Here is a 1,115-nt window from a genome sequence, read left to right as displayed (position 1 = left end):
AACACGCAATACGCACCTAAGCACTTATTAAATGGCTAATTTTTTATGAAACGTAACCGGCTGGTTATTCAGCGCTAACCAGTAGAAATAGATGAAATTTTGAAAAGTATTAGCCCGTAATTCCGATGGGATTTTTAAGTGCATAAAGAGAAAACATGTCCTGATAATCTGTCTTAGATTATTCAGCTAATCTTATTTCCATCATTCTATTCGCTGTATATAAAAACAATATTTAAATTAACATAACAAACCTATCGCTTATTATTTTTTATTTAAATAATGATTCTTATTTTTAATATCACTCTATAATTAAAGTGCTCAAATTCTCATGTTGTATTAACTTGAGGTTTAATTTATGAAACTAACTCCTTATTTAACTGCTGTTGTTTCGGTCAGCTGCGCTTTTGGCGCATTCGCAGCCGATGATTCAAAAGCACTTTTAGAAGATGCACTGAGTGCAGCGCCACCGACTATTCGCGATAAAGTAACGGTGATGGACTGGAACAATAACGTTCTTCAAGAAGGTTCTAGCCAATACACTTGCTTCCCAACGCCTCCTCAATTGGAAGGCACAGCGCCAATGTGTATGGATGGTCCTTGGATGGAATGGGCAGACGCTTGGATGAACAAAAAACCTTTCCAAGCCAAAGCATTAGGTATTTCTTACATGTTAGCGGGTGATGGCGGTGCCAGTAACACCGACCCATTTGCAGAAGGGATGACGGACGATAATCAATGGATTGTGGAAGGACCACACTTGATGATTATTACCCCAGACCAAGCGTTGCTGGACTCTCTACCAACCGATCCAAGTTATGGTGGCCCATACGTGATATGGAAAGGCACGCCATACGCACACATTATGATTCCCGTTGGAGCGAGAAAATAAAAAGAAAAAATCCGATATTCAGTATTTTGAATATCGGATTTTTATTTCGTTATCGAGCCAACCAAATTCTCGCCAATATTCCTATCGGCGTTGTGATGCCTGTCGTAATAGAGGTCACTTCACCATTTCTTAAAATATAAATGGTTGGAGTCACGCTAATTTTCCATTCGCGCATAATATCGCTTGAAGGATCGTTTATGTTTTCGAAACGATATTCTTTTGCCCT

The 1,115-nt window shown here is 38.9% G+C and carries 1 protein-coding gene and 1 pseudogene; one reads left to right on the top strand and one right to left on the bottom strand.

Features of this window, described 5'->3' with window-relative positions:
• Positions 1-355: 355 nt before the first annotated feature.
• Positions 356-889: a hypothetical protein gene (locus R7Z50_RS24630; protein WP_318149367.1), complete on the top strand. Its 534-nt coding sequence runs from the start codon at positions 356-358 to the stop codon at positions 887-889.
• Positions 890-938: 49 nt separating this feature from the next.
• Here R7Z50_RS24630 and R7Z50_RS24625 read toward each other — a convergent pair.
• Positions 939-1,115 (bottom strand): annotated as a pseudogene (locus R7Z50_RS24625) (protein disulfide oxidoreductase); the annotation flags it as partial.

Source organism: Vibrio sp. 1249-1 (assembly GCF_033340495.1).
Note: the sequence above shows the minus strand (reverse complement) of the source record. Positions and strands in the feature narration are given on the sequence as shown.

Bases quoted from the DNA above. Each gene is read 5' to 3' on its own strand.
- R7Z50_RS24630 (WP_318149367.1), top strand. From the start codon at position 356: ATGAAACTAACTCCTTATTTAACTGCTGTTGTTTCGGTCAGCTGCGCT.